The sequence below is a fragment of the Polaribacter atrinae genome, from assembly GCF_038023995.1.
GTDB classification, from domain to species: Bacteria; Bacteroidota; Bacteroidia; order Flavobacteriales; family Flavobacteriaceae; genus Polaribacter; species Polaribacter atrinae.
Map to the genome: position 1 here is coordinate 1,011,494 of NZ_CP150660.1, position 25,035 is coordinate 1,036,528.

Here is a 25,035-nt window from a genome sequence, read left to right on the forward strand (position 1 = left end):
ATCGAATATTATTTTTTAAGTTTTTTACTTAATGAATATGGCGTATTTTCAGGTTTACTTGCCCACGCTTTATTTGGTACAGCAGCCATATTAAATTCTAAAGAACCACCATCTTGAACAGCATCTGAGTATAAAAAACTATTATTCCATGGTTTTCCATTTAACGAAGCAGATTCTATATACACATTATTTTCTGAGTTATTGCTTGCTGAAATAACAAAGGTCTTTCCGTTTTCTAAAGTCAGCGTTGCTTTTTTAAATAATGGACTTCCAATTACATATTCATTAACAGCAGGTGTTACTGGGTAAAAACCTAAAGAACTAAATACGTACCACGCAGATGTTTGTCCATTATCTTCATCCCCACAATATCCATCTGGGGTTGCAGAATATAACTTGGTTAAAACCTCACGTAATTTTTCTTGTGCTTTATAGGATGTATTTGCATAATTATACAAATAGATCATGTGCTGAATCGGTTGGTTTCCGTGTGCATAATTTCCCATGTTGGCAATTTGCATTTCAAGAATTTCATGAATTCTAAAACCATAATAAGAAGCATCAAAATTTGGTGGCATTTCAAAAACCTTGTCTAATTTAGCTTCAAAAATTTCTTTTCCTCCCATGAGGTCAATCAAACCTTGGGTATCATGAAAAACAGACCAGGTATAATGTAAACTATTTCCTTCTGTAAAAGCGTCTCCCCATTTTAAAGGATTAAAAGGAGATTGAAAAGTACCGTCTTCATTTTTTCCTCGCATTAAGTTAGTAGAGGAATCAAATAAGTTTTTATAATTGTAAGATTTCTTATAAAAATCTGCAGCCAACCCATCTTTATTTAGTTTTTTCGCCATTTCTGCAATGGTAAAATCTGCAAATGCATATTCTAATGTTCTTGCTGCATTTTCATTAATCCCAACATCATAAGGTACATAGCCTAATTTATTGTAGTAATTTGCTCCTTCTCTACCTACTGAATTTACTGGACGTCCTTCTACTTCATTTGCATTTTTTAAAACAGCTTCTAAAAGTACGCTTACATCTTTTTCTTGCATGTTTCCTTTTAAAAATGCGTCAGCAATAATAGTAGCGGAATTAGAGCCAATCATACAATCTCTATGCCCAGGACTTGCCCACTCTGGCAACCAACCAGATTCTTTATAGGTATTTGCTAGCCCTTCCATAATTTGTGTATTTAACTCAGGATACATCATATTAAAAAATGGAAAAACAGCTCTAAACGTATCCCAGAAACCATTATCTGTAAACATATACCCAGGTAAAACCTCTCCGTTATAAGGACTATAGTGTATTACGCTTCCTGTAGCATCATACTCGTAAAACTTTCTTGGAAATAATAAAACACGATATAAACATGAGTAAAAAGTCCTAACATTATCAATATTATCATCTTCTATAACAATTCTTTGCAATTCTTTTTCCCAAGCAGCGGCCGCTTTTTCTTTGGTATTTTCAAATGAATCGTTCCCTATTTCTGTTTTTAAATTTAATGCAGCTTGCTCATGACTAATAAATGAGGACGCTACTTTAACATTTACTTCTTCACCCTTTTTTGTTTTAAAACCAATAATTGCTCCAACGTGTTCTCCTTTATTGTCTGTTGAGTTTTCTATTAGCTTCCAACCATCTCCCCAAGTGTGGTTTAATTCGAAATCTTTATCAAATTCAGCCACAAAATAATTATGAAAATTATCTGGTACGCCTCCACTATTGTTTCTACAATAACCAATAATTTTTCTTTCCTTCGGAAGGATTTTCACCATCGATCCTTTATAAAAAGCATCTAAAATAATGAAAGCCGAATCTGTTTTTGGAAATGTAAATTTAAAATGTGCAGCACGTTCTGTAGGTGAAACTTCTGCAGTAACATCATAATCTGCAAGATATACACTATAATGATTTGGTTTAACTATTTCTGCTTTATGCGAAAAATAAGAAGCGCGTTCTTCTTCTTTATATTTTAAATTACCTGTAACCGCCATTAAAGAAAAGGCCGCATAATCATTAATCCATGGACTAGGCTGATGGGTTTGTTTTATACCTCTTATCGTTTTATCATCGTACTTATAAGCCCAACCATCACCCATTTTGGCAGTTTGTGGTGTCCAAAAATTCATTGCCCAAGGTGTTGCAATTGCTGGGTAGGTGTTTCCGTTTGATAAACTAAAATCGGAATCTGTACCCATCAATGGATTTACATAATCAATAAGTGCAGTCGTTTTCTCATTTTTATCTTTGCTCTTAGTTGGCGCATCACATGCCATAAAAAAACCTATGCTAGCAATTAATATACTCTTTAAAATATGTTTTATCATCTTTATAAATTCAATTATTGATTTTTCACAACTACTATAACTACGTTACTGAAAACATTAAGAAGAAACTTAAAAACCATTAATTGTTTGCTTTAGTTCTTTTTCCCTCTCAACACTTCCGTCAATATATATTAATGCTGTTATTTATTTAATTCTACAGCATTTCCATGACCTCTATACAATTTTAAAGCATCCTCTAATTCAACTTCTAAAATAGTTGTATAAGCATCCAAATTATTTACTTTAGGAATTTCTATTCTTAAAATTCCAGGAATATTATTCCAAGCCGCACCACCGTTTCTTTCGAAACTAAGTTCTTGCCCACTACCTACAACTTTAATAGATTTTACTTTATTCTGAATTCCTTTTAATGAAATGTAGTTTTTAGGAGCATCAAAAATGGCCAAATAAATTTTAGTTTCATCTTTACTTAAAAGTGTTGGCCCATAAAAATGGCCATAAGGCAAACCTGCTTTTGAGTTAAAAACAGCTGTTTCATGTTTCTTAATCCAAGTTCCTAAAGCTTCTAAACGCTCTAATTGCGGTGCTGCAATAGTACCATCTGGTTTTGGACCAATATTTAATAACACGTTTCCTCCAGAACCTATAACTTCTACAAAAGTTCTTACAATTTGCGATATTGGTTTGTAATTTGTATCCGAAGGGAAATACCCCCAATTATCATTCATTGTCATACAGAACTCCCATGCTCCTTCTGGCCTTACTACAGGAATCCCTTGTTCTGGTGTACTATAATCCCCATGTGTTTTTAGCCTAGAGTTAACAATAATTTTTGGGTTCCATGTTAATAATGAATCCTTTAAAGATTCTGCTCTCCATTGTTCGCTAGATTTCTCCCAATCTCCATCAAACCAATATAAATCTGGATTAAATTTAGTACTCAATTCTTTTAACTGCCCTGTATTAAATCTTATAAATCGCTCCCAAGGTGTTAACTGGTTTTCCCTTTTCTGAGGATAGTCTTTTCTGGTATTAGGACGTGGAAAAACCACATCGTAATCTGGATGCGACCAATCTATTAAAGAATAATACAGACCTACTTTTAAACCTTCGTTTCTTAAAGCGTCTACATAAGGTGCCACTAAATCTCTTTTTGCAGGTGTTTTTTCTATCACATTTAAATGACTAAATTTTGTGTTCCACAACGCTACACCATCATGATGTTTTGTTGTTAATACAGCATAACGAGCTCCTATTTTTTTAAATAATTTTGCCCAAGCTTCAGGGTTGTAATTTTCTGCTGTGAAGCCTTTTCCTTGTGCCATATAATCATCGTAAGAAATACGCTTATGATACATAGACCAAGACTCACCAATACCATTTACACCATAATATCCCCAGTGAATAAATATGCCTAATTTAGCATCTTTGAACCATGTTAATCTTTCTTCTTTTGTCAATTTTTCTTGTGCCGAAATTTGATTGGCAAACAAGAAAAATAGGACAATTGTTAGTTTTAAAAATTTCATATTTTCTTATTTTAATTCCTTTTATTGCTAAAAGATTTAATTTTATTTCAAAATAATTTCTATAATAGTATCAATTTCATTTTGGCTTGCTTCAGGAATCTCAATTTGTAAACCATCTTTAGTATGTTTAGTCTTAATTTTTCTTTTGTTAGAAAATAATTTGGCAGATTTAATCCGGGTCTTAAAACCTGAAATGATAAAAGGTTTTGTTTTATTTTCTAATACATGAAGGTACAGCACACCTCCTTTTTGGGTTGAAACCCAATCAGTACTAGGTGGAATAATTCCAGCTTTAGTTCCATAAATTGTTTCGCCATTTATTTTTAACCAATCTCCTATTTCAGCCAAAGAATTTATATGTTCTTCTTGAATTTTACCATTTGGCATAGGACCAACATTTAATAATAAATTACTTCCAAAACCTGATGCTCTAACTAAATAATGAATGAGCTCTTTTTTTGATTTATGCATTCTATCCTGCAAATTAAACCCCCAAGATCCATTAATGGTTGCGCAAACTTCTTTAGGTAATTTACCTATATTTGATTTTTGAGTTCCAAAACCTGTTTTATTTTCACCTGGTAAATCTCTTTCAAACATTTGAAAATCTTCACCATTTTTTAGAAGACCATGGTGATTGTTACCAATTAAACATTGCGGTTGCAAGTCATGAATTAATTCATAAATTTCATCATACTGCCAGTTTTCATTTTTCTTGTCCCAATCACCATCAAACCAAATTCCACCAATCTCTCCATAATTAGTCAATAACTCCGTTAATTGTGCTTTCATAAAACGGATATAAGCACTCCAGTTACCTTCTTTTCTTCCATCTATTCCATTCCCCGTTTTTCCTCTAGGAAAGTAATCATCATCGTGCCAATCTATTAGCGAATAATAAAAGAAAAGTTTGATCCCCTCTTTATTACATGCTTCTGACAATTCTTTTATAATATCTCTTCCATAAGGTGTTTTTTTAACAATATTATAATCCGACACTTCAGAATCATACATAGAAAAACCGTCATGATGTCTTGTTGTAATCGTAATATATTCCATTCCTGCATTTTTTGCAATCTGCACCCATTCTTCTGCATTAAACTTTGTGGGGTTAAAAAAAGATGGTAATTTTTCATAAGCATCAATTGCTATATTTTGATTGTTCATTACCCATTCTCCAGCCCCCAAAATACTATAAACACCCCAATGGATAAATAGCCCAAACTTAGCATCTTCAAACCATTGACGAGCTTCCAAATTACTTTTCGTTGGCTCATATTTTATTTGGGCAGATACATTTTTTGATGTCATTAGAACAAATAAAATAGCTAAAAAAACTCCTTTTACTTTCATACTTAATTATTTATTTTATTAAAATTTCATCTACAAATAACCATGCGTTTCCTCCTTTAGGTGTTTTCCCTAAATTTTTAGCAATCACTTTTACATATCGAACAGATTGTGCTTCAAAAGAAACTTTAAAATCCTTTAAATCGAACGAAGGGTTTTTAGCATACGCTCTTTTTTCTACACCCACTTCTGTATAATTTTCACCATCGCTAGAAACAAAAACAGTTACCGCTGTTGGAAAATAAATTTGAGGACCTTGATTTTCTAAAGTACCTACAATTACTTCTTTTATTAAAGTTTGCTCACCCAGATCTACCACAGCTTCCATGTCTTTCTTTAACCATGCTTGCCAATGACCGTCTGTATAATTTTTTGTTGCACGCAAGGTATTTACCAAACCAAACTCTCCTTCTCCTTGGTATCTATCATCATAAATTTCTTTAAACGTTACTTTTTTCCCTACAGCTTTGTGAAACTTAATAGTGGTATTAAATGCAACGCCTACTGGTTTATCATCCTTAAATAATGATGCATGAACCTCTGTTGTTTTATCAATTTTTATAGGTGTTGTATATCTTATAGCATTTTCTGATAGTTTGTTTTCATTTAATGTATAACGAATATCTGAATATGTAAACTCATTGTTCAACACTAAAGTAACTTCCTCTGTATCCATATTAATTTTTACATCTTCCATCACCAAAAATGCACTTTTTGCATAATTAATATCCATTACGTCATAACGTTTAAACATGCTAGTCATTCTTAATGAAAAATCTTCCCAATTACGAGATTCTTTTGTTGACCAAAGTGTTTCTGACAATGCAGCCAATCTTGGAAAAATCATATATTCTGAGTGAGATTCTGTTTTAATTTGTTCAGACCAAAGGTTTGCTTGTCCGCCTAAAACATGATTTGCTTCTGTTTCTGTCATTCCTCCTACAATAGGATCAAAAGTGTACACTTTACTTAACGGAGTATAACCTCCCCAAGCCAAAGGCTCTTCGTTTTGTGGCCCTTGATAATGATCAAAATAACAATGAGAACCCGGTGTCATAATAACATCATGTCCTTGTTTTGCTGCTTCTAGTCCGCCGGCAACACCTCTCCAACTCATTACAGTTGCTTCTGGCGCTAAACCACCTTCTAAAATTTCATCCCAACCAATTAAAAGTTTTCCCTTAGAGTTTATCAAACGTTCCATTCTTTTGATAAAATAACTCTGTAACTCTTCTACATTTTCTAATTTTTCTGAACGCATTCTTTTTTTACAATCAGCACATTTTTCCCAATTGGTTTTTGTTGCTTCATCACCACCAACATGAATATATTTTGATGGAAAGATATCCATTACCTCTACTAAAACATTCTCTAAAAACTCGAATGTATGCTCTTTTCCTGGACAATAAATATCCGTAATTGGCCAAACACCACCAGAAGGAACACCAATTGGTCTTTCATGACACGATAATTCTGGATATGCTGCAATTGCAGAAGATACGTGCGCAGGAATTTCTATCTCAGGAATAATTTCAACATTTTTTGTTGCTGCATACGCTACTAAATCTTTTAATTGGTCTTGCGTGTAAAAACCACCATAAGTTCCTTTTTCATCTGGTGAAGTTTCATCTCTACCATCCCAATGTTTGTCTTCTTGGTCTACTCTCCAAGCACCAACTTCTGTTAATTTTGGATATTTTTTAATTTCGATTCTCCAACCTTGGTCGTCTACTAAATGTAGATGAAGCACATTCATTTTTAACATTGCCAAACGATCTATGGTCTTTTTTAAATAATCAATTTCAAAAAAATGACGTGATACATCTAACATTAACCCTCTGTATTTATAACGAGGGTTGTCTGTAATACTAAGATTTGGTATTTGCCATTGTTCATTAGAAACTACGCTCTCACTTTCAATACTTACAGGAAGTAATTGTCTAAGCGTTTCTATTCCATAAAGAAAACCTGCGTTTCCATTAGCACTAATGATTACTCGGCTAGAATTTACTTCTAACTTATATGCTTCCTTCTCTAGATTTTCATCTACCGTAAATTGAATAAAATTATTTTCAGGAGCTCTTTCAGAGATACTAAGCGTCCACCCTGCAGCATTCTTAAATTTATCAATTAAAACTTTAGTTACTTCTTTTTGAGAAGCATCTGTGGTTACAAATGTTGTTTTGCCAGTAAATTCAAACGATCCTTGTTCTAAATTTAATGCTACCGGTTTCGGAATAACAGTAATATCTTCTGTTGTGAAAACTTTTGCTTCTTTACTTTTTTTGCATGATGATGTTATGGCTATTAAAACCAAAACTAACATCGTTTTAAATACATTCATTCTAACCGGTTTTTATATTATTAATTTTTATTAAGTTGGTTTACGCTACTCGTTTTGTGTAAAAAATTATTTCTAAACATTATTATCTTTACTGTCCCGTTTTTTAATCATCCCAAGACATTTTAAATGAGGCATCCTCCATTCTATTGCCACTTTTTTCATCTGCAACCGCATAATTAAATCCAGATCGCAAACTGTAGCCCGCATGTTCACCTTTTTTATTTACAGCTATAAAACCAACTTGTAAATACTCCATATCTTTATGGTTTTTATGTTTCGCATAAATGCGTTCTACAATTTCTTTACAAGCTTCATAAGGAGATTTTCCTTGGCGCATTAACTCAACTACCATTGCACTTCCTGCGGTACGCAAAACAGCTTCTCCTAAACCTGTTGCAGCAGCAGCTCCAATATCATTGTCTAAAAACAATCCTGCTCCTATTATTGGTGAATCTCCCACACGACCATGCATTTTCCAAGCAGCACCACTTGTAGTACAACCGCCAGAAATATTACCGTCTTTATCTACAACCAACATAGAAATGGTATCGTGATTTTCCATATTGATAACTGGTTTATACTTGGATTCTTCAACCCAGTTTTTCCAGTCTTTTTCAGCTTCTGCTGTTAGTAGGTTTTCTTCCTTAAACCCCTCAGACAATGCAAATTGAAAAGCTCCTTCTCCAACAAGCATTACATGCGGTGTATTTTGCATTACTTTTTTAGCTACTGAAATAGGGTGCTTAATTCCTTGTAAAAAGGAAACCGAACCACAATTACTGTTATGATCCATAATACAAGCATCTAAAGTTACCTTTCCTTCTCTATCCGGAAATCCGCCATAACCTACACTTCTTACTTTTGGGTCTGCTTCTGGAATATTCATTCCTGCTACAATAGCATCAACCGTAGGTTTACCCTCCTTTAATTGTTTCCAAGTTTCTTCATTTGCAGGCAAACCATGATTCCAAGTAGAAATTATAATCGGTTTAGATCCTTTACTAATTTCCGTGCTTCCCGTAATTTCAGATTTGGTCTCTACAGACTTATCGCAACTTAAAATTGCACTAATACCTACTGTTCCTAAAGCTGCTTTTTTTATAAAATTTCTTCTATCTGACATGCGTTGTTTTTTTTATTGATACATTTTTGAGGTTAAAGCCATTGAGTTTTTAGTATTCTTATTAGGAGTGCTTCCCATCGTAAAAATCAATTCGCCACCGTTCATAATTTCCTTATGTGTAATGTAATTTCGTTCTATTACTTTGTTATTTAATGAAATAGACTGTATGTATTTATTGTCTGAACTATTGTTTAGAACCTCTATAGAAAATGTATTCCCGTTTTCTAAATGAACTAAAGCAGTATCTACAATTGGTGAACCAAAAGCATAAACGCTTTGTGCTGGATTTGTAGGATAAAAACCTAAAGCACTGAAAATATACCAAGACGACATTTGTCCGCAATCTTCATTTCCGCAATGTCCGTCTGGTTCATTTTTATATTGTGTTTCTAATATCTGACGCACCAATTTTTGAGTTTTCCATGGTTTATCAATATAATTATATAAATAAGCTACATGATGACTTGGTTCGTTTCCATGTGCATATTGTCCAATCATTCCGGTACTAAAAATGGGTAATTTATCTTCTGGAAGCGGATCTAAAGTAAACATTGAATCTAATTTTTTTTCAAAAATATCTTTACCACCTATAATATCTGTTACCCCTTCGATATTATGTTGAACCGACCAGAAATATTGCCAAGCATTACTTTCACAGAAATAAGGTGAATATTCTTTAGGAACAAAGTTTTTAATAAACAAACCGTCCTTTAATTTTGGACGCATAAACCTACTTTTAGAATCGTAAACATTACGCCAATTCTCCGATCTTTTTAAAAATACTTCATAATCATCAATCTTTCCAATGGCTTTTGCAAATTGAGCAATGCACCAATCATCATAAGCGTATTCTAATGTTTTAGAAACCGACCAATTTTCATGTTGCTCGTCAACAGGTACATAACCCAACGCCATGTATTCATTAATTTGCCTAGAATTATCTTTGGCACTTTTTAAACATGCTTCATATGCCAAAGCGGTATCAAAACCTTTAATACCTTTAAAATAAGCATCTACAATTACAGGAACTGCATGATAACCAATCATCATATTCGTTTCGTTTCCTTGCAAAGACCAAACTGGCAGCAACCCTGTTTCCTCATAATGAGCAATAAGTGAATTTACCATATCTGAAACCCGATTAGGATGTAAAACAGTGTACAATGGATGTGCAGCCCGATATGTATCCCATAATGAAAAGGTATCATACCTATAAAATCCCTCGGCCTTCATAATGCTATCATTTGCACCTTTGTAATTTCCATTATGATCACTTAACAAAGTAGGTGCCAACATAGATTGATACAGCATGGTGTAAAAAATTCGTTTTTGAGTTTCATCTTTAGTAGTAATAACTATTTTACTAAGTTCATTTTCCCATTTGGTTTCAGCTTCATCTTTAATAGCATCAAAATTAAAATGAGGAGCCTCTACTTCTAAAGATTTATAAGCACCTTTAATATCTGCCGTTGATACGCCGGTTTTTAAAATGACTTGTTCCTCTTTTGTAGTAGCATAATTTAAACTAATTCTTAAATTTTTAGCGGTAACAGGCGATGTTGTTATGGTATCATTTTTATATAATTGATACGATTCAAATGGTTTAGATACTTTTATTACAAAATACGCACGCTGGTCTTTTGCCCAACCTGTAGATTTTCGATATCCTTCTATAGTAGTATTATCAACAACCCTAAAATGAGTTTCCGTTGGGCTATCCCAATTTAAAGCATAGCCTAAATCTATATGAATCTGAGTAGCTTTATCTTCTGGAAAAGTATACCTATGAACACCTGCTCTTTCTGTAGTGGTTAATTCGGCTTTAATTCCATAATCTAATAAATCTACCGAATAATATCCTGGAGACGCAGTTTCTTTAGCATGTTTAAAACTAGAAAAAGGTTTAAAGTTATTAGCTTCTATCCGTTTAGAGGATCTGCTGTTGGTTGGCATTACTAAAATATCATACAAATCTCCGGCACCTGTTCCTGTTAAATGCATGTGAGAAAAACCAGAAATTATAGAATCTTTATAAAAATACCCTGCAATTCTATCCCATCCAGGAATACCAATATCTGGACTTAACTGTACCATACCAAAGGGAACCGTTGCACCTGGATAAGTATTACCTGGTCCATCTGTTCCTATAAACGGATTTACAAAACTGATCAATTTAGATTGAACTAATACATCTTGGGGCTCTTTACATTGTGATAAAAGAACAATACACAATAGCGCTATAAAACAAATCTTTTTCATTCACTTTTATTCTAAAATATTTATTTTTAAATAGAAATACTTCTTGTTAACCAGTTAAACGAACTATACAACCGCTACTTGAGCTTTACCGTTTTTGTAACCAAACCAAACGATATACGCATAACAAAGTATAATTAACAATAATGCATTTTTAAATGCGATATAATCTGTTAAGAAACCAAACATTGGAGGAATAATTGCCCCACCAACAATAGCAGTACATAATAAACCTGATGCTTTTGGTTTTAAGTGTCCTATACCATCTATAGCTAAGGTAAAAATGGTTGGAAACATAATAGAGTTGAATAAACCAACTGCCAAAATACTCCACATACTTACCAAACCAACAGTACTCACTGATAAAATAATTAAGGAAATAGAAATGGTGGCAAAAATAGCCAACACTTTTCCTGGTTTTATAATTCTGGTAAGATATGCACCTGCAAACCTACCAATCATTGCACCAGACCAATAAAATGTTACAAAAACACCTACAACTGCTTTGTCATCTCTTTCTACCAATCCAGAGTTTAAAATGCCTTCTGCAATGGTTCTCATAAATCCGTTTTCTTTAATAACCGATACAAGATTCATGTCTAAGAAATAGTTTACTAAGTAACTACCAATAGCAACTTCTGCCCCAACATAAAAAAAGAGACCTAAAACTCCTTGCATTAATTTCTTGTTTTTAAAAGCCTCTCGATATGTTCCTGAAGAAGTTTCTGAAATCATATTTGGTAATTTTGCAAACAGAAAAATGATTGCTATAACTCCTATAAAAACAGCCAACCCTAAAAAAGGAGTTTGCACTGCTGCTGCTTCAGTAGTTAAGTAAGCTTCTTTTGCAGCTCCTTCTAATTCCGCAATTTCATCTTTGGTTTTTATAACATCACTTAAAATAAACAAAGCACCAACCGCAGGTGCTACTGCAGTACCTAAAGAGTTAAATGCTTGAGAAAGATTTAAACGACTAGATGCTCCGTCTTCAGAACCTAATACAGCTACAAAAGGATTGGCTGCAACTTGTAAAACAGTCATACCTGCTGCCAAAATAAAATATGCCAACATAAAAATACCAAACTCACGATATGAAGCTGCTGGATAAAACAATAAGCACCCTAAAGCCATGGTTGATAACCCCAAAATAATTCCTTTTTTATATCCTATTTTAGATAAAATATAACTTACTGGAATAGACAATAAAAAATAGGCACCAAAAAATGCAAACTGCACCAAACCTGCTTGAAAATAAGTTAATGTAAATAATTCTCGTAAACGAGGAATCAAACTATCTACGAGTACAGTGATAAATCCCCAAAGGAAAAATAACACCGTTAATAAGATAAATGCTGAGCGATAGGATTTTTGATCCGTCATAATTTTATTTTTTTACTATTTAAAACGTACAATGATTTACTAATTTCTATTTAAAACTATCTTTGGTTTCTTTAATAGCTTTTAAGTACTCATCAGTTAACTGTGGACCATCAAAAAAGGTAACCCCTTTTGCTCCATTTTCTTTTGCTAAAATAATTGCTTGTTTTAGTTCTGCTGATGATGTGAATGGTGGAATATAAATACCCGTATTAACTGCAATATTTTCTGATTCTACATCAGCAACACTCTGTTTGGTAGCATAACCAATCCAATCTATTTCTTCATTATAAAAACCATGGTAAATCATTGGGTATACCTCATCAATATTCCATTTATCCCAACGCTGACGTACCATGTGGTCTGCCATTTCTGGATACGGAAATACTGCTGCTGTTAATTTTTTATTGTACTGATGTACTAGCTTATACGCATCATCTACAATGGATTTTATAGCATTTAACCGGAAGTTTTTCCACTCCATATCAATGGCTGTATTTTTACTTTCTCTTGGATTTTTATGGTGAATTTTCTCAAAAGCATTGATACATTCATCACAATAACAAAAATCATATTCTGCCATTTCTGTATCTTGTACTAAGTCGTATTTAGGAAGTAATCCAATAGGTAAAAAAATATCTGGAAAACGGATATAATCTAAATGTACACTTTCAATTCCTTCTACTTTTGCCAAATCTTCTACCAAGCCTAAAATATGATTTCTAGATTCAGTTCTTGTAGGACACAGCCATTGATAATACCCAACATACGGTCTTGTATCAAAGCAAGATTTACCATCTCTACTTACCATATACCATTCTGGATGTTTTAATGCAACCGTATCTCCTGGACGATTTACAGCCATAATCCACGCATGTACATTTAAACCCTCTTCCTTTGCTATAGGAACTAAACGTTCTAATTCTTTAGGATCTGTTCCTGTATTAATTAAAATTTCATCAATTCCGCCAGCTTTATATTTTTTAAATTCAGACTTATAAGTCTCATTTGTTTTCTCTTTATTAGAAGTTATCCAAGTACCAAAAGTAAATTCATCAACTTTCTTTGCTGAAATATCAGAAGATTTCACTTCTTTTTCTTGTTGCACTTGATTACAGCCTACTATTAAAAAAATAGACCAAACAAATAATGTGAATTTTGTCTTCATAAAAACCTGTTTTTATACGTTAAAATTATTTTAATCCTTTAAAAAGTGTGTTTAATAACTCTTGATCTTTATCTAAACTATATTCCCAGAACATCGCTCCACCAAAACCATTTTCCTTTATAAATGCTGTTTTTAATTGAATATCTTTAGACGTTTCCCAAGAAACAAATGTACTATCGCTTTCACTCCATAAATAGGAAGCTTTTGCAGATTCATCGTACATTTCTTTATATTTTCCTTTAGCAATTCTTTCTTTAAGTTCTTTGTAAGACACAATATAACCCCCTTCTTGAGAATGCTCATTTAAACCATCTTCTGTAGAGCTCACCTTTTTCCATTGTCTTCCGTAAAAAGGAATCCCCATCACTAATTTATCTGCTGGCACACCAGCTTCCAAATGTCTTTCCATAGCATCTACTCCGCTATTTACATTGTCTGCATCTCTTTCTGAAGGATATAAATTTGCATGATGCCCCGTTTGATAATACCAACCTTGATAAAAATCGTAACACATTACATTTATAAAATCGAGGTATTTATGTGCTTCACCCAAATCAGTTTGTTCTATGTAAGTGTCGTCAGATCCAGTAGCAATGGTTAACAAATAATGGGAATTATTCTTCTTCCCTTCATCATCTAAAGCTTTTCGAATCTCTGCTAAAAGCAAGGTAAAATTGTCTTTATCTGAAGGACGAAAAGGGTTATCTTCTCCACGTTGACCTGGATATTCCCAATCCAAATCTACTCCATCAAAGCCATGTTCTATTAATAAGTTTACACAACTTTCGGCAAACTTTATTCGAGAGTTATCAAAAGCTGCCATCGTAGAAAATTGATCTGACCAAACCCAACCGCCAACAGAATACAATACTTTTAAAGTTGGATTTTGTTTTTTTAAGGATATCAACGTCGCAATTTTTGCTTTATCTGTCTCTAACTCAAATTTTGCTTTACCATCTACAATATTTGCAAATGCAAAATTGATGTGTGTTAATTTAGTTGCATCAATTTTAGAGAAATCATAGTCTTCATAACCTGCTGCGTAACCAATTATTTTATAATTTTCATTTTGCTTTTCTTGCGGTACACTATTTTGTTTTTCTGCAGTTTTATTACATCCAAAAAACAACGGCAAAAGGAATATGTATTTTATAAACTTCATCTTATTTATTTTTTTACAAAAGTACCATCTTCTTTTATCGTCATCAATTTATTTGAAAATGGACTCTTTACAAAAATAGTCCAACCAAAACGATGATTAATAAGCGTTGGTTTTATTGTTTTTCCATCTACAATTATTGCAGAGGAAGCTATTTTTTTAATAGAAGTTGACCATGTTTTATTTGTTTCAAAATATTTTTTTTGAGCACGGTACAACTTATACAATTCCCATTTAATTTTTTCATCATTAGAAACTTCAAACGTATCTTTTTCACCAACTTCTTTAGATGAAAAATAAACATAGCCCCACTTTTCTGGTTCGTGCATATTAATGACTCCTTGTGGAGACCAAACCCAATTGTATTCTGGAAGATGCTTACCGTACGCATCTTTTTTACGTTCATATTTACCATCTGTAATTTGGTAATCCCAATTTACTCTAGAAAAATTCACACGCCAAAACTGATCTTTAGGAACATTTTTTTCAAAATAAGATTTCTTATAAATACTCCAAGGAATTGCCATTTCAAGAGTCCAACCTTTGTCTGTATCATTTGGGTTATTTAAAGTACCATCAATGGTAATGGCAGTTTTCATTCCGGTTGCGGTCCAATCATTTAAAACAACATTATTTTGTTCTCTATAGGGTTTTGTAATAAATAAATCCCAAATGGTATTGATTGCATTTACTTCTATTTCATAATAATTATGTGTGTCTCCATCTGGATCAACAAAAACTTCAAAATCGTTATTATGAAAAATAATAGCATCATGTTCTGTAATATCTGCCCAAACGTGCGGCTCTTCCATTTTTGCTAAAATGTAAAAATACGTATCGTCCCAAAGCATTTTAATCTGGGTTTTATAGGTTGGCTTTTTTATTCCTTGAATATCTATAAAAGGATCTGACCAGTCTACTTTGCTCCAAGAAACGTCATTTTCATTTCCATCAATAGTAATTGATTCAGAGCTATGATACGCAATATAGTTTTCTGGTATAATGGTCTTTATTTCTTGGGCATAAGATGTCATCGAAATCAAACAAAATAAAGATGCTAAATATTTTAATTTTAAACTCATTTCTAATATTCTTAAGTTTGGCTAAAGCCAATTATCCACTCATTATTCATAACACAAACTGAAGCCTATGCCTATTTATAAACTATGTTCTTTTGTATATTGAATAACTTCACTCAATTTACCAAAAGCCATTGCTACCACTGTATCAGCAGCACCATAATAAATAGCTAATTTATCTTCTTCTACATCGTGCAACGCAGCACAAGGAAACACAACATTAGGCACATCTCCAGTAGTTTCATATGATTCTGCTGGTCCTAATAAATAAGGTTGCGTTCTATATTTAACTTTGTCTGGTTCATTTTCATCTAAAAGGGCCGATCCCATTGCATAACGGAACCCATTGCACGTATTTATTACTCCGTGATAAATCATTAACCAACCTTCTTCTGTTAAAATAGGAATTGGACCTGCACCAATTTTGGTACATTGCCACGCACTATCTTCAAAAGGTGTTGCTTTCATTACACAACGATGTTCTCCCCAATATTTCATATCTGGACTGTAGCTAATGTAAATATCACCAAACGGAGTATGTCCATTATCACTTGGGCGACTTAACATTGCATATTTACCATTTATTTTCTGCGGAAATAAAACACCGTTTCTATTAAAAGGTAAAAAAGCATTTTCACATTGAAAAAATTCTTTAAAATCGAAGGTATACCCAATTCCAATTGTTGGCCCGTTATAACCATTACACCAAGTAATCCAGTATCTATCTTCAATAAATACCACACGTGGGTCGTATTTATAATCAGACTCTATCATTTCGGTATTTCCTGCTTGCATTTCAATTGGTTCATGATTGATATCCCAATCAATTCCGTTTTTACTAAAACCAGCAAAAATATTCATTTGTACTGCTTTGTTATCACATCTAAAAACACCTGCAAAACCATCTTTAAAAGGAACAACAGCACTGTTAAAAATACTGTTAGAAGATGGAATGTCATACCTGTTTATCACAGGGTTTTCCGAATATCTCCAAACTACATCATTACAACCTTCTGGTTTATCTTGCCAAGGAATTGATTTCATATTTTCTTTATTATTTAATGTCAATTTTATTATTTTTAATTCGGAATTTTTCTCACTTTATCTAGCCATGTAAACTTCAAAATAATAGAAGTTACCAAAAATACACCTAAAGAAATAAACGCTTTCGGGTAATCTCTTATTAGAAAATAGATTGGCAATACAATCATACTAGATTGCCAAACAATACCAATTGCACAGTTTAACATATCTAACCAAAATTCGGAATTTTTCTCAATTTTATGATTCTCTTTCTTTAATTCTTTTAATACCGGTTTCCAAAATCCCCAAGGATGTACATTTGTATAGAATGCTTTTAAAACCTTTATATCTGTAGGTTTCGTTAAAAAGGTTCCTAAAAATGAACCAAGTAATGAAAAACCAAATATGACTGGGAATAAGTAAATAGCAGAAACATTAGACAAGTCATATAAAAGTGAGCCTTCTGTAAAATGTGCTTTATTTTGATCTAATAAAAATTGCAAACTGGCAATAATTAAACCAGATAACATTCCCCAAAAGTATCCCCATCCGTTAAATCGCCACCAAATCCATTTTAAAAAATTAGCTGCTACATAACCACCAAATAAAGAACTTGTAATCCATAAAGTTAGTGAGTTAATAGAATCTGCAAAAAAGCCCATAAAAACACCCAATCCTACCACTGCAAAAGAAGCCAAATGACTCGCTTTAATATAGTGATCATCCGTTGCTTCTGGTTTAAAATATTTTTTATAAATATCGTTAACAATATATGCAGGACCTGCGTTTACAAATGCGGAAAAGGTAGACATAAAAGCAGCTAAAAGACCTGCTAAAAGCAATCCTTTAATACCTACAGGAACGTGAAAATTAATTACTTGTGGTAGTAAAATTTCTAAATCTCCACCTACAAAATTGGGATTAGCTGCCATTTGGGGTGCTAAAACTACCAACGCAATAACTACAACACCTCCAATTAATAAATAGCGCGGAATAAACAATACCAAATTTGTAAAACCACTCATGTAAGCAGCTTCTTTTACTGTTTTTGTTGATAAAATACGTTGCATATCGAAACTTGGTGTTGGACCAGCAATACTTGCGAAGAATCCTTTAAAAAGACTCATACCAATTAAAGCTCCAAACATTTTATACCCTTCGGAATCTACCAAATCATTAAATTTTTGATACTTAGAATCCCAATGTGTATCTAACTCCCATCCGAAGAAAACGTTTTTCCACTCTTCTGTAATTACACTTGTAATTTCTATATCACTAAAAGCAATAAAAGTATAGCCTGCAACCAAAACACCCGCAATAACCATTATTCCGTATTGTAAAACCTCTGTTGCCACTACAGAAAACATCCCTCCTTTTATTGTATAAATAGTAGTTAGAATAATTATAATTAGTGCATAAGATTGCTCTGAAGTTAAAATTTCTGAAGCACCTATTATAAAAGTCATATCCCAAGGTAAAATAACGGTCATAAACTTACCTACACCTTCAAAAAAGTAGGCAATAAAACCAATGGCAGCAACCACAGCAAACAGTGCTACAATTTTATGAGATGCCCGTCCTGCTTTATCATCACCAAAACGTGTTAAAATCCATTCAGACCCCGTCATAATATTAGAGCGTCTAATCCAAACGGCTAGGAACATCATAATAAAAATCTGATTCCATATCGGCCAAAGCCACATCAACATAAAACTCTTTGTTCCATATAGAAAAAGCCAACCTACCATTAAGGCTGTTCCAGAAATATCGAACATTCCAGAGCCATTACTTAACCCTAAATAGTACCATTTTATAGATTTACCTCCTAAAAAATAAGAATCTAATCCTTTAGATGCTCTTTTGGAAATCCAAATTCCAACAGCCAGTGTTAGAATAATGTAAATTGCTATAATTGAAATATCTATTATATTCATTAGAGGGTAATTATTAGTTGATTAGTTATTGTTGCTTACCTGTTACTCCCCAATTTTTATTAGGTTTAGCCCCCATTACAAAAAGCAAGCTCCCTCCTTCTAAAATAGCATCGTGTGAAATAGCTGTTTTATTAAAAACTTCGCCATTAAAAGTTGCCGATTGAATATAGAAATTTTTGTCAGATACATTTTCTGCTTCAATAGTAAATGTTTTACCATTAGGAAGATTCATCGTTGCTTTTTCAAAAATTGGAGTTCCAATTTCATATTCTCCAGAAGCCGGATTCATAGGGTATATTCCCATAGAACTCAACACATACCAAGCACTCATTTGCCCACAATCTTCATTACCACTCAATCCGTTTGGTGTTGTATTATATTGCGTATCCATAATAGTACGTGCCCAAAACTGAGTGCGCCAAGGTTGTGCTGCATGATTAAACATATACGCAATGTGGTGACTCGGTTCATTACCATGTGCATATTGACCGATAAGCCCCGTAATATCTGCAGAAACATTATCACCAGTAATTTCTGAGCTTTCTGTAAATAATTGCTCTAAACGATTTGTGAAAACTTTATTACCACCATGAATTTCTATTAAATTATCTACTGCATGAGGTACAAACCAACTGTGTTGCCAAGCATTTCCTTCAGTATAATCTGTCTGCTCTCTGTGGTTAGAATGTTTTGGATCGAAAGGTTCGTTCCACGATTTTCCGTCTTGAGATTTCCCACGCATGAAACCACTTTCTTTGTCAAATAAATGTTGATACGCTTTAGATCGATTTAAGAAAAATTGATAATCTTCTTCCTTTCCTAACATTTTTGCCATTTCTGCAACACACCAATCATCATAAGCATATTCTAAAGAAATCGTTACAGATTCATCTATTAGATTATAAGGAATATATCCGTATTTTTTATAATGATTTAAGCCACGTTCGTCTTGCAGCATGGTGTTTTTCATTGCTTCGTATGCTTTTTCCGCATCAAAACCACGAATACCTTTTCTATACGCATCTACAATTACAGGTATGGAATGATAGCCCGTCATTGTATTTGTTTCGTTTCCATACAAAGTCCAAACTGGTAATATTTTTTTAGGCTCGTAATATGCCAACATAGAGTTAATCATATCCGATGCTTTATCTGGAGCAATCAAGGTTAATAAAGGGTGTTCTGCCCTAAAAGTATCCCAAAGAGATAAAGTAGAATATGCCGTGTAATTTTCTGCAGTTACAATACTATCATTCTCTAATCTAAACTGTCCGTTTTTATCACTAAACGTAACAGGAGCTAGCTGTGCATGATACAATGCGGTATAAAAAATAGTTTTTAAAGAGTCTGTTTTTGTTTCTACATTAAAACTAGACAATGCTTTCTCCCAAGAGTTCTCTGCAGAAGTTTTTACGCCTTCAAAATTAAAATCAGAAGTATCTAAATTGTCTTTTGCATTTTCTATACTAACTGATGAAAGTGCTACTTTTACTTGCAATTCATTTTTATCATCTGTATCAAAAAATAATTGTGTGGATGTTTTTTTGCTTTTTGCTGATTTTTCAGCTGTTAAATTACCATCAGCATATAACTTATGACTGACCATTGGTTTTGAAAATTTAGCGACAAAAAATACTTTTTGATTGTTAGCCCAACCTTTACTAAATCTAGTTCCACTTATAGTGAACTCGTCTTCAATATTTAAAGAAGTTTCCAAAGGTCTGTCCCAATTAATAGCAAAGCCTAAATCGATGACAACAGAATTTTTATCCCCTTTTTTAAATGAATATTTATGATTTGCTGTTCTTTTAGAGGTTGTTAATTCGACATTAACATCATGATCTTCTAAAAAAACTTGATAATATCCAGGAGATGCCTTCTCATTTTTATGACTGTAAGAAGATTTATAAGAAATGCTATCTCTAGACTGTGGGCTTATAGTTAAATCTACGTCTTTATTTACCGGCATAAAAATAATATCGGCCAAATCTCCAATACCTGTTCCGCTTAAACTTAAGTGACTAAAACCAACCAGAACATCGTCTGAATAATGATAACCAGAACACCAGTCCCACTCACTAATACCGTTTACCGGACTTACCTGCAACATACCAAAAGGCACAGTTGCGCCAGGATACGTATGACCATGTCCTCCAGTACCTATAAAAGGATCTACAAAGCTTATTGAAGATTCTTCTTGAGTATTATTTATGGTTTCTGAATTTTTAGAGCAGCTTACCATTAAAATAGAACAAAGAATAATTAGGTGTTTTTTTTTCATGTGTATGTATTAAACAAAATTATAAAACTCAATATTTACTTTTATCAAAACTAAAATACTTAAAAGAGTTTTCTTTTTTATGAATAAATAGTATCATTATTTTATAAATATCCTCAACTAATAATTTTATTTCTAAAATCAAAAAGACAAAATCTATTTATTCTATAAAAATTCATAAATTTAACCACAATTAAAATAATTTTAGACGGACAGCACAACAACTCTCCTAAACATCAAAAAAAAGATTTTTATTAATGAATTTTGAATCTAATCACCTCTATAAAATCTCTTTTTGGCACCACATTATTTTTTGGTCTATTTATTTTCTTTTCAACACATTCCGTTGGGGCAGTTATTTTAATGACTATTTGTATTCTCTAAAAACAAACTTATTAGGGTTTCCAATTCACATCTCTTTATGTTATTTTAATATCCTTTTTTTGATGCCAAAATTTCTATTCAAAAGAAAATATACGTTATACATCTCCCTATTTTTTATTGCAATATTTTTAATGGTGGTCACAAAATTTAATTTAACTTATTTTTTAATAAGTAATGAAGTTTGGCCAGAAGGCCCTGAGCCTATTAATTCGCTGTCATTAAATTACGTTTTAGACATGATGATAGGAGAAGTATATGTGATAACTTTTGTTACAGCCATTAAGGTTACTTTAGATTTTTTAGAGAAGCAAAAACTCGTTGCAGATCTTGAAAAAACACAATTAGAAACAGAATTATTGTTTTTAAAAGCGCAAGTATCTCCTCACTTTTTTTTTAATACACTTAACAATATTCATTCTCTTGCATTAGAAAAGTCAGAAAAAACATCCAAAATAATTTTAAGACTTTCCGAGCTCATGCGCTACTTACTTTATGAAACAAAATCTAAGCGACAATCTTTAATCAATGAGATACAATGCATTCAGAATTATTTAGATTTAGAAAAAATTAGACATGATGAATTGTTACAAATTAACATGTCTATTTCCGGAGATATTCAAGACAAAGAAATTTCTCCTATTTTACTACTTACTTTTGTAGAAAATGCTTTTAAACATGGTGTTAATAAAAACATAGGTGTTAAAAAGATTGATATTGACTTTACTATAAAAGAAGACTTCCTCTATTTTACAATTACCAACCCACTACCTGCAGTATCAGAAAATAAAAGTACTTTTGAACATTCCAGTGGTATAGGTTTAGAGAATGTAAAAAAAAGGTTAACTTTAGGCTATAATAAAAACGACTATAAACTAACTATAAATACTAATGATAAGTTTACTGTAGAGCTAAAAATTAAAGTAACTTAATTGTACTTATTTTTTCTATAAAACTTTTTATGAATGTTAAGGTGTATGAAAATAAAATGCTTAATTATTGATGATGAACCTTTAGCGGTTAATGTTGTAAAAAATTACTTAGAACAAATTGAAGATGCAGAATTAGTAAACTCTTTTAACAATGCAATTGATGCTTTAAATTTTCTAAAAAACAATAAAGTTGATCTTATATTTCTTGACATTAACATGCCTGTTTTAGACGGACTTAATTTTATTAAAAGTCTAAAAACCCCTCCTTTAATTATAATTACTAGTGCATATACGGAATTTGCTATAGATGCCTACGAATTTGATGTTATTGATTATTTAGTAAAACCTTATGAATTTCATAGATTTATGAAAGCCATAAATAAGGTATATAGTAGATTAGACATTAACAACGTTACAAACCCTGTTAAGAATACACGCCAATATCTTTTTATTAAAATTGATAAGAAAAAAATGAAAAAAATTTTCTTAGATGAAATACTGGTTATAGAAAGTCTTAAGGACTACTTAAAAATCAACACCACTAACGGCAAGTTTTTAATTCACAGTACCTTATCTAGCTTTACAGATTTATTACCTAAAAATAATTTTATTAGAATACATAGATCCTATACTATCGCTATGAATAAAATTGATGCTGTAGAAGGTAATAGTATTGAAATTGATGGAATGAGGTATGTTATAGGAAGATCTTACATAAATGAAGTAAAGGATATAATCTTAAAATCTTCTATTTAATTTTTTATAACAAGAACATACAATACCAAATAAATTTACAAAATAAATAACAATAAAAAAGGAGAGCTATTAAGCTCTCCTTTTTCTTTACATCTAAAAACCAAGTATTACCTTTTTGGCATCCTTAAATTTTAATTTTGCTGTGCCCACCATAATGGTGTAAATACAGTATCTGGTCCTCCTAACTTACCAACTGCTTGTTGGTATCCTCCAGGAATATTACTAGAAAAATTTGAAGGATACTTTAAACGTTGACCATAAAAATCAATCCTATTGGTCATAAAGTTTCCATTTGTTAATTGTGGCATGTCCGTTAAAGGCTTTTCCACTGCTGGATTCTCGAAAAATGGTAACCCAAGTCTTCTATGATCATTCCAAGTTTCTAAAGGCAACCATGGTGTTTGCGCAATAAACTTTTGAGTAATAATCTTTGTTAAAAGGTCATTCTTTACTGCTCCATTTTTATAGATTGTATTATCTGGATACTGTAAATTCATTGTTCCAGGTAAGTTTGAATATCCATCTAAATAAGTTACAAGAACAGAAGAAGAAGGCTCTGTAGTATGCGACCAACTAACAGAAGTACCTACTCTACTGTAATCTTGAGAAGTTAAATAGTTAGTTAAATGACTAGCAACACCATTGTATGCAAAACTTTGTGCAATTCCCTGCTCATAAGCTACTTGACCAGTCATAGGAACTGCCCAACCTCTTACTGCGGCTTCAGCTATTAAAAAGTGAGATTCCCAAGAAGCAAAGAAGATTCTACTATTAGAGTTATTTCTATATTTATTAGCTAAACGAGGTAATGTACCTGTAAAACCATACACTTTGTTTTTAGACCCTTTGTCTCCCCAATTACCACCTGGGTAAGCGTTCCATGTAAAAGCTGACTCTATTTCCTTAACAATATTATCAGAAGCATCTACAAGGCTTCTTTTAGTAGTGCTAGCATTACTGTTCCATGAAGGGTATGAGTTAAATTCTGGATCTGAAAAATCTCCTGGAATTTTAAATAAATCATACGCTCTAGGATCTATCTTATTGTGCAATCCATCAAAAAAGAAACCTGCTGAAGGATCATTCGTCATAGACGTAAAATGATCATCAAACTTAAGCCCCATATAATTTGCAGGTTTAATATAGCCATGCTTATCTGCAGATAACAAACTTTGAGAAGTTACCCCACCTAAACCAATCATTAAATTGTTAAGTGTTGCAGAAACCTCATGATCCCACCATTCTCTTGTTATAACACCTGTATAATCACTCCATCCTGCTGTTTCTTTTACAGAAAAATTATCTGTAGCTTCTGTAATAAAATCATTACTAACTGCACTTTCAAATTCTGCTTGTGCTTTTGCAGGATCTACTTCAGACAAACGCATTGCTAAACGCATTCTTAAAGAATTTCCATATTTTTGCCATTTTTTAAAATCATACTCGTAAGCTGGATCTAATTTCTTTAATGCATCATCAGGATTTGAAACTGTAAGATCTAATGCATTAGTAGCTTCATCTAACTCTTGTAACATGTAATAATACACTTCTTTTACATCACTATACTCCGGATTAACCCCTTCAAAACCATTAATTGGAATTGGCCCAAAATTGTCAGTCATTTCACTCATAATATATGCACGCCAAATTCTTGCAACCTGCTTAAGGTTTGGTGTATGCTCCCTAAAATTACCTGAAGCTATTTGCTCATCAGCAATTTTAATACCTGCATTAATGTTTCTTAGCCATGACGATACATATCCGTTGTAATAATCACTAGACCAACCATCATTAGCGCTTCCTTCTGACAAAGTACCAACTCTTGTCATTCTACCTGCATCATTCCAATAAAGAACAAAAATACGTTCTGAAATATGTGGGTTTTGCTGAGCACCACCAATAGAACTATTAATAAAGTATTCTATTTGAACTTGATCCTTATTTGCTGCAGTTGGATTGATATTTATCTCTTCAAAATCTGAACAAGACATAAATGCGAATAGCATTAGAACAAGTAAGTTTGTATTTTTTAATATTTTTTTCATTACT

At 32.5% G+C, this 25,035-nt stretch carries 16 protein-coding genes; 2 read left to right on the forward strand and 14 right to left on the reverse strand.

Features of this window, described 5'->3' with window-relative positions; all coding sequences use genetic code 11:
- Window positions 1-8: 8 nt before the first annotated feature.
- The 13 genes from WG945_RS04385 to WG945_RS04445 all read right to left on the reverse strand — a co-directional run bounded on the left by WG945_RS04385 (window position 9) and on the right by WG945_RS04445 (window position 20,920).
- Window positions 9-2,336 carry a GH92 family glycosyl hydrolase gene (locus WG945_RS04385; protein ID WP_068451985.1) on the reverse strand — a complete coding sequence of 776 codons (2,328 nt, stop codon included), beginning with the start codon at window positions 2,334-2,336 and terminating at the stop codon, window positions 9-11.
- A gap of 140 nt (window positions 2,337-2,476) precedes the next feature.
- Window positions 2,477-3,826, reverse strand: coding sequence for an alpha-L-fucosidase (locus WG945_RS04390; RefSeq protein ID WP_082864303.1), 1,350 nt, complete (start codon window positions 3,824-3,826; stop codon window positions 2,477-2,479).
- Window positions 3,827-3,868: 42 nt separating this feature from the next.
- The gene (locus WG945_RS04395; RefSeq protein WP_068451988.1) at window positions 3,869-5,179 is read right to left on the reverse strand and encodes an alpha-L-fucosidase; all 1,311 of its coding nucleotides are present in this window, start codon (window positions 5,177-5,179) and stop codon (window positions 3,869-3,871) included.
- A 10-nt stretch (window positions 5,180-5,189) separates the two neighbouring features.
- Window positions 5,190-7,520: a family 20 glycosylhydrolase gene (locus tag WG945_RS04400; RefSeq protein ID WP_068451991.1), complete on the reverse strand. Its 2,331-nt coding sequence runs from the start codon at window positions 7,518-7,520 to the stop codon at window positions 5,190-5,192.
- Between the two features lie 103 nt (window positions 7,521-7,623).
- The gene (locus tag WG945_RS04405; RefSeq protein ID WP_068451994.1) at window positions 7,624-8,643 is read right to left on the reverse strand and encodes a N(4)-(beta-N-acetylglucosaminyl)-L-asparaginase; all 1,020 of its coding nucleotides are present in this window, start codon (window positions 8,641-8,643) and stop codon (window positions 7,624-7,626) included.
- 12 nt (window positions 8,644-8,655) lie between these two features.
- Entirely contained in the window at window positions 8,656-10,902 is a 2,247-nt protein-coding gene (locus WG945_RS04410; RefSeq protein ID WP_068451996.1) for a GH92 family glycosyl hydrolase, read from the reverse strand.
- 63 nt (window positions 10,903-10,965) lie between these two features.
- Window positions 10,966-12,279 (reverse strand): sugar MFS transporter, encoded by a 1,314-nt coding sequence (locus tag WG945_RS04415; protein WP_068451999.1) that lies wholly within the window; start codon window positions 12,277-12,279, stop codon window positions 10,966-10,968.
- A gap of 46 nt (window positions 12,280-12,325) precedes the next feature.
- Window positions 12,326-13,444, reverse strand: a complete 1,119-nt coding sequence (locus WG945_RS04420; RefSeq protein WP_068452002.1) for a family 10 glycosylhydrolase — start codon at window positions 13,442-13,444, stop codon at window positions 12,326-12,328.
- Window positions 13,445-13,469: 25 nt separating this feature from the next.
- Complete coding sequence (locus WG945_RS04425) at window positions 13,470-14,606, reverse strand: glycoside hydrolase family 18 protein (RefSeq protein WP_068452004.1); 1,137 nt, start codon at window positions 14,604-14,606, stop codon at window positions 13,470-13,472.
- A gap of 5 nt (window positions 14,607-14,611) precedes the next feature.
- Entirely contained in the window at window positions 14,612-15,685 is a 1,074-nt protein-coding gene (locus WG945_RS04430) for a carbohydrate-binding family 9-like protein (protein WP_068452008.1), read from the reverse strand.
- Between the two features lie 75 nt (window positions 15,686-15,760).
- Window positions 15,761-16,726, reverse strand: coding sequence for a glycoside hydrolase family 130 protein (locus WG945_RS04435; RefSeq protein ID WP_068452012.1), 966 nt, complete (start codon window positions 16,724-16,726; stop codon window positions 15,761-15,763).
- Window positions 16,727-16,761: 35 nt separating this feature from the next.
- The gene (locus WG945_RS04440; RefSeq protein ID WP_068452015.1) at window positions 16,762-18,639 is read right to left on the reverse strand and encodes a sodium:solute symporter family protein; all 1,878 of its coding nucleotides are present in this window, start codon (window positions 18,637-18,639) and stop codon (window positions 16,762-16,764) included.
- Window positions 18,640-18,664: 25 nt separating this feature from the next.
- A complete protein-coding gene (locus WG945_RS04445) occupies window positions 18,665-20,920 on the reverse strand; it encodes a GH92 family glycosyl hydrolase (protein ID WP_068452018.1) in 2,256 nt (751 codons plus the stop codon).
- A gap of 512 nt (window positions 20,921-21,432) precedes the next feature.
- Between WG945_RS04445 and WG945_RS04450 the strand changes: the two genes are divergently transcribed.
- Together WG945_RS04450 and WG945_RS04455 are read left to right on the forward strand one after the other, a co-directional pair.
- Window positions 21,433-22,230, forward strand: a complete 798-nt coding sequence (locus tag WG945_RS04450; protein ID WP_317039196.1) for a sensor histidine kinase — start codon at window positions 21,433-21,435, stop codon at window positions 22,228-22,230.
- A 45-nt stretch (window positions 22,231-22,275) separates the two neighbouring features.
- Window positions 22,276-22,986, forward strand: a complete 711-nt coding sequence (locus tag WG945_RS04455) for a LytR/AlgR family response regulator transcription factor (protein WP_068452025.1) — start codon at window positions 22,276-22,278, stop codon at window positions 22,984-22,986.
- A 131-nt stretch (window positions 22,987-23,117) separates the two neighbouring features.
- Here the strand turns inward: WG945_RS04455 and WG945_RS04460 are convergent, their stop codons facing one another.
- The gene (locus WG945_RS04460; RefSeq protein WP_082864304.1) at window positions 23,118-25,031 is read right to left on the reverse strand and encodes a SusD/RagB family nutrient-binding outer membrane lipoprotein; all 1,914 of its coding nucleotides are present in this window, start codon (window positions 25,029-25,031) and stop codon (window positions 23,118-23,120) included.
- Between the last annotated feature and the right edge of the window lie 4 nt (window positions 25,032-25,035).